General features: G+C 54.6%; 3 protein-coding genes. 1 reads left to right on the forward strand and 2 read right to left on the reverse strand.

Annotation, left to right across the window (positions count from 1 at the left end):
• Positions 1-31: 31 nt before the first annotated feature.
• A complete protein-coding gene (metH, locus tag FEK47_RS20570; RefSeq protein ID WP_135486818.1) occupies positions 32-3715 on the reverse strand; it encodes a methionine synthase in 3684 nt (1227 codons plus the stop codon).
• 198 nt (positions 3716-3913) lie between these two features.
• Between metH and iclR the strand changes: the two genes are divergently transcribed.
• Positions 3914-4738 carry a glyoxylate bypass operon transcriptional repressor IclR gene (gene iclR / locus FEK47_RS20575; protein WP_000226399.1) on the forward strand — a complete coding sequence of 275 codons (825 nt, stop codon included), beginning with the start codon at positions 3914-3916 and terminating at the stop codon, positions 4736-4738.
• A 16-nt stretch (positions 4739-4754) separates the two neighbouring features.
• Here iclR and aceK read toward each other — a convergent pair whose 3' ends face one another.
• On the reverse strand, positions 4755-6479 hold the full coding sequence (gene aceK, locus FEK47_RS20580; protein ID WP_138183356.1) for a bifunctional isocitrate dehydrogenase kinase/phosphatase: 1725 nt from the start codon (positions 6477-6479) through the stop codon (positions 4755-4757).
• Positions 6480-6607 lie beyond the last annotated feature (128 nt).

Here is a 6607-nt window from a genome sequence, read left to right on the forward strand (position 1 = left end):
TCAACCGGGGCAAACGCCCCGGTATTTTAACTTACTCCGCGTCATACCCCAGATTCGGTGCCAGCCAGCGTTCAACTTCGGTAACGCTCATACCTTTACGACGGGCATAGTCTTCGACCTGATCGCGTTGAATCTGCGCCACGGCATAGTACTTGCTGTCCGGATGGCTGAAGTACCAACCCGAAACCGATGCACCGGGCCACATCGCGAAAGATTCTGTGAGTTTCATGCCAGTGTGTTTTTCCACTTCCAGCAGCTCCCAGATGGTGGCTTTTTCCGTATGTTCCGGGCAGGCCGGGTAGCCCGGTGCCGGACGGATGCCCTGGTAGTTTTCGCGGATCAGCTCTTCGTTGCTGAGGTTCTCGTTCGGCGCATAGCCCCAGTAAACTTTACGTACGCGCTCATGGAGATATTCCGCAAAGGCTTCCGCCAGACGATCGGCAAGGGCCTTCACCATGATTTTGTTGTAATCATCGTGCTGCACTTCGAACGCATCAGCCAGCGCGTCTTCTTCCAACCCACCAGTCACGGCAAATGCGCCGATGTAATCTGCTTTACCAGAAAGCTTCGGCGCAACGAAGTCAGCGAGACAGTAGTTAGCGAAGCCCGTTTTTTCGGTCTGTTGACGCAGATGGTGGCTGACGTTGATCACATGTGTACGCGTTTCGTCACGGTAGATTTCAATGTCATCGCCCACACGGTTTGCCGGGAACAGGCCCACCACGCCACGCGGATTCAGCGTTTTCTCGGCGCTTAATTTATCCAACATGTCGTTGGCGTCTTTAAACAGCCGCTTCGCCTCTTCGCCCACCACTTCATCTTCCAGAATGCGCGGATACTTCCCGGCCAGCGACCAGGTCATAAAGAACGGCGTCCAGTCGATGTAATTACGCAGCGTTTCGATGCTGGCTTCGACTTCCTGCACGCCGAGACGGTGCGCCACCGGCGGCGTGTAAGCCTGCCAGTCAAAAGCGAAATCGTTATCGCGCGCCGCTTCCAGCGTGACCGGTGGTGTGCGCGGTTTCTTGCGCCCGTGTTGAATACGCACGGTTTCGTACTCCTTGCGGGTACGAGCAACGAAATCATCACGCTGAGTGTCGGAAAGCAGCGCCGCCACCACACCAACGGTGCGCGAGGCATTCTGCACATACACCGTCGGGCCGCTGTAGTTCTGCTCAATTTTCACCGCCGTGTGCGCTTTTGAGGTGGTCGCACCGCCAATCAATAGCGGAATGGTGAAGCCCTGACGCTCCATCTCTTTCGCCACGTTGACCATTTCGTCCAGCGACGGCGTGATCAATCCCGAAAGGCCAATCAGATCGGCATTCACTTCTTTGGCGGTGCGGAGGATTTTTTCCGCAGGCACCATCACGCCGAGATCGACGATTTCGTAGTTGTTACATTGCAGCACCACGCCAACGATATTTTTACCGATATCGTGGACGTCACCCTTCACGGTGGCGATCACCATCTTGCCGTTGGTTTTGCCCTGCTCTTTGCTGGCTTCGATAAACGGTTCGAGATACGCCACCGCCTGTTTCATGACGCGCGCCGATTTCACCACCTGCGGCAGGAACATTTTCCCTTCGCCAAACAGATCGCCGACCACGTTCATGCCGTCCATCAACGGGCCTTCAATCACCTGAATAGGGCGCTCAGCCTGCTGGCGCGCTTCTTCGGTGTCCTGTTCAATAAATTCGGTAATACCTTTGACCAGCGAGTATTCCAGACGTTTATTCACTTCCCACGAGCGCCACTCCGCCTGCTGTGCGTTGGCGGTGTCGTCGGTTTTGCTGCCGCGATATTTCTCGGCAAGCTCCAGTAAACGCTCGGTGCCATCGTCGCGACGATTGAGGATCACATCTTCCACCGCGTCGCGCAGTTCGGCGGGCAGGTCGTCGTAAATCGCCAGTTGCCCGGCGTTGACGATCCCCATATCCATACCGTTGCGGATAGCGTAGTAGAGGAACACCGCGTGAATGGCTTCGCGCACCGGATCGTTACCACGGAACGAGAAAGAAACGTTAGATACGCCGCCGGAAATCAGCGCGTGCGGCAGTTCGCGTTTGATGTCTTCACACGCGCCGATAAAGTCCTGCGCGTAGTTGTTGTGCTCTTCAATGCCAGTTGCGACCGCGAAAATGTTCGGGTCAAAGATGATATCTTCCGGCGGGAAGCCGACTTCCTCGGTGAGGATTTTGTACGCCCGACGGCAAATCTCGATTTTCCGTGCGCGGGTATCGGCCTGACCCTGTTCGTCAAAGGCCATTACCACCACCGCTGCACCGTAACGACGCAACAGTTTCGCATGATGGATAAAGGCGTCGACGCCCTCTTTCATTGAGATAGAGTTAACAATGCCTTTGCCCTGAATACACTTCAGCCCCTTTTCGATGACCTCCCATTTTGAGGAGTCGATCATAATCGGCACGCGGGCGATATCCGGTTCCCCCGCAATCAGGCTGAGGAAACGCACCATCGCCGCTTCGGCGTCGAGCATCCCTTCATCCATGTTGATATCGATAATCTGCGCGCCGTTTTCCACCTGCTGGCGCGCCACATCCAGCGCCTCGCTGTATTTATCTTCTTTAATCAGGCGTTTGAATTTGGCAGAACCGGTGACGTTAGTCCGCTCACCGACGTTAACAAACAGGCTGTCATCGCCAATGTTCAGCGGCTCCAGACCGGACAAACGGCAGGCTACGGGAATCTCCGGCAGTTTGCGCGGCGCTAATCCTTCTACTGCGCGACTCATCGCTGCAATATGCCGTGGCGTGGTACCGCAGCAACCGCCGACGATATTGAGGAATCCCGCTTCCGCCCATTCGCGGATGTGCTTCGCCATCGTGTCGGCGTCGAGATCGTATTCACCAAAGGCGTTGGGCAGCCCAGCGTTCGGGTGCGCGGTGACGTAGCATTCCGCAATCCGTGACAGCTCCTGCACGTACTGGCGCAGTTCATCGGGCCCCAGCGCACAGTTGAGGCCAAAAGTCAGCGCTTCGGCGTGGCGCAATGAGTTGTAAAATGCTTCGGTGGTCTGCCCGGAGAGTGTGCGCCCGGAGGCGTCGGTGATGGTGCCGGAGATCATAATCGGCAGTTCAACGCCCAGCGCTTCGAACTCCGTTTTCACCGCAAAAATCGCCGCTTTGGCGTTGAGGGTGTCGAAAACGGTTTCAATCAGAATCAGATCCGCACCACCTTCGACTAATGCTTTGGTGGATTCGCGATAAGCCGCCACCAGCTGGTCAAAAGTGATGTTGCGGAATGCTGGATCGTTTACGTCCGGAGATATAGACGCCGTGCGGTTGGTTGGGCCGAGAACACCAGCAACGTAGCGCGGTTTCTCCGGCGTGCGCGCGGTCCACTCATCAGCACAGGCACGCGCCAGTTTCGCTGCCGCAAAGTTAATTTCTGCCGACAGGGATTCCATCTGGTAATCCGCCATCGCAATAGTCGTGGAGTTGAAGGTGTTGGTTTCGATGATATCTGCGCCCGCTTCAAAGTAAGCGTTGTGGATGGCGGAGATCACTTCCGGTTTGCTGAGAACCAGCAGGTCGTTGTTACCTTTAAGATCGCAAGGCCAGTCGGCAAAACGTTCACCGCGAAAATCTGCCTCGTTCAGTCGATAACTCTGGATCATGGTGCCCATACCGCCGTCCAGCACCAGAATACGTTCATTTAACTGCGCACGCAGTTGTTCAACTTTGCTGCTCACACTCGCTCCCGACACGCTCAACCCAGACTGTAAAAAAATTCAACAGACCATACTGGCATAAACGCATCAGTGGTAAAAGCGACCACCACGCAACATGAGATTTGTTCAACATTAACTCATCGGATCAGTGTGGCAACTATTGCATTACACCGCAATAAAAATGAAAATGATTTCCACGATACAGAAAAGGAGACTGTCATGGTCGCACCCATTCCCGCAAAACGCGGCAGAAAACCCGCCGTTGCCACCGCACCCGCGACTGGACAGGTTCAGTCTTTAACGCGTGGGCTGAAATTACTGGAGTGGATTGCCGAATCCAATGGCAGTGTGGCGCTAACGGAACTGGCTCAGCAAGCCGGATTACCCAACTCCACTACTCACCGCCTGCTAACCACGATGCAACAGCAGGGTTTCGTACGTCAGGTCGGTGAACTGGGTCACTGGGCGATCGGCGCACATGCTTTTATGGTCGGCAGCAGCTTTCTCCAGAGCCGTAATTTGTTAGCCATTGTCCATCCTATTCTGCGCAATCTGATGGAAGAGTCTGGCGAAACAGTAAATATGGCGGTGCTGGATCATAGCGATCACGAAGCGATTATTATCGATCAGGTGCAGTGTACGCATCTGATGCGTATGTCCGCGCCTATCGGCGGTAAATTACCCATGCACGCTTCCGGTGCGGGTAAAGCTTTCTTAGCCCAGCTAAGTGAAGAGCAGGTGACGAAGCTGCTGCACCGCAAAGGCTTACATGCCTATACCCACGCGACGCTGGTGTCTCCTGTGCATTTAAAAGAAGACCTCGCGCAGACGCGCAAACGGGGTTATTCATTTGATGATGAAGAACATGCGCTGGGGCTGCGTTGCCTGGCGGCGTGTATTTTCGACGAGCACCGCGAACCATTTGCCGCGATTTCGATTTCCGGGCCGATTTCACGTATTACCGATGACCGCGTAACCGAGTTTGGCGCGATGGTGATTAAAGCGGCGAAGGAAGTGACGCTGGCGTACGGTGGAATGCGCTGACATTTTCGCCTCTGATTTATACAAACCGAACGCTAAATCGCTGCCTGCGCCGATACGCATAAACATCTTCCACATGCCCTTCTCGTATGCGGTTTTGTAGCGCGCGCCAGTAATCGGCGCGGAACAGATCGGCGTGCATTTCTTCAAACAGTGGCCCAATGCGCGGGTCGGCACATAGCCAGTGGCGGAATTCTTCCGGGAAAACATCGCCCGGCGAAACGCTGTACCACGGCTCACTAGCAAGTTCGTCTTCCGGGTAGCGCGGCGGTGGGATGTCGCGGAAATTCACTTCCGTCATGTAGCAAATTTCATCGTAATCATAAAACACCACACGCCCATGACGGGTGACACCGAAGTTTTTAAACAGCATGTCGCCAGGGAAAATATTGGCGGCGGCAAGCTGGCGAATGGCATTACCGTACTCTTCAATGGCGTCGCGCAGCTGCTGACCTTCCACTTGTTCCAGCCAGATATTGAGCGGCACCATTCGCCGTTCGATGTAGAGATGGCGAATCACAATCTGTTCGCCGAGATCGGTGATTTTTTCCGGCGCCTCCTGGAGCAGTAATTCCATTAATGCCGGGGAAATATGCCGCTTCGCCAGCACAAAGTTTTCAAATTCCTGGGTGTCCGCCATTCGGCCTACACGATCGTGCTCTTTAACCAACTGATAGCAGGCGCGGACGTGAGCCGCAGACATCTCTTTCTGCGGCGCGAACTTGTCTTTAATCACTTTGAATACCCGATCAAAGCCCGGCAGCGTGAACACCAGCATCACCATTCCACGAATGCCCGGCGCTTCAATAAATTGCTCATTACAGCCTTGCAGATAAATCAGATATTCACGGTAACTTTCGGTTTTGGCGTGCTTCTGGCAGCCGATGGCCATGTACAGCTCTGCGGTCGTTTTGCCCGGTAGAATTTCCCGTAACCACTCGACCAGTGCGGCAGGTAGCGGCGCGTAAACCATAAAATAGGAACGCGCGAAGCCAAAGACGATGCTCGCCTCGGCGGTCGTCGTCAGGCAGGTATCAATAAATAACTCGCCATCGTCCGTCTGGTGGATCGGCAGCAAAAAGGGCAATGTGCCGGAAGGCGTTATTAGTTTGCCTACCAGCCAGGCGGCTTTATTGCGGTAAAACAGTTCGTTCGCCACCTGTAAATGGCTTTCGGCGAGGTTATCAGTCCCCACCGTTTCGGTCAGATGGCGAATGATGTAGTTGATATCACGGCTTTTATTCTGCCAGCGCAGGCGCAGCGGCAGATCGCTGATAACACGCATTAGTAGCGATTCCCAGCCCTGATCGGGATAAAAGTCTTTTGCCAGCGGGCGTGGAATGGTACGAAAACGGCGCTCCGGCTGGGAGCTAAAGATAAAAAGCCGCTCGGGAGTAAGCGAGCGGTGGTCAAATAACCGACAGTACACGGAGTTAAAAAAGCTCTCCGCAATCTCGAAGCGCGGATAATCCGGCAACAGCCGGGTGTAATGCTCTTTGACGCGCAGTAAAAATTCCGCGTCCGTGCTTTGGCCGTTAGTGATACAGCGCAGCTGTTCCACCACCAGACCCACATGATGATCATAAAGATGGATACGGTTTTTCATCGCCTGCTGGACAGCATGCCAGTCGGCTTGCTCGAAACGCTGCTGCGCCCCGGAAGTCACTTCGAGGAATCGACCATACTGGGCGTCGAAGCCTTGCAAAATGGTTTGTGCTATCAGTAATTCCAGGCCACGCGGCATTTGTTGCCCTCGTCGGGAGCAGAGAATTGCCGGATAAGACGCGCAAGCGTCGCATCAGGCGCTCATTGCCGGATGCGGCGTGAACGCCTTATCCGGCCTACGTGTCTGCAACATTTGTAGGCATGATA

The sequence above is a fragment of the Escherichia sp. E3659 genome (genome assembly GCF_005781135.1).
Lineage (GTDB): Bacteria > Pseudomonadota > Gammaproteobacteria > Enterobacterales > Enterobacteriaceae > Escherichia.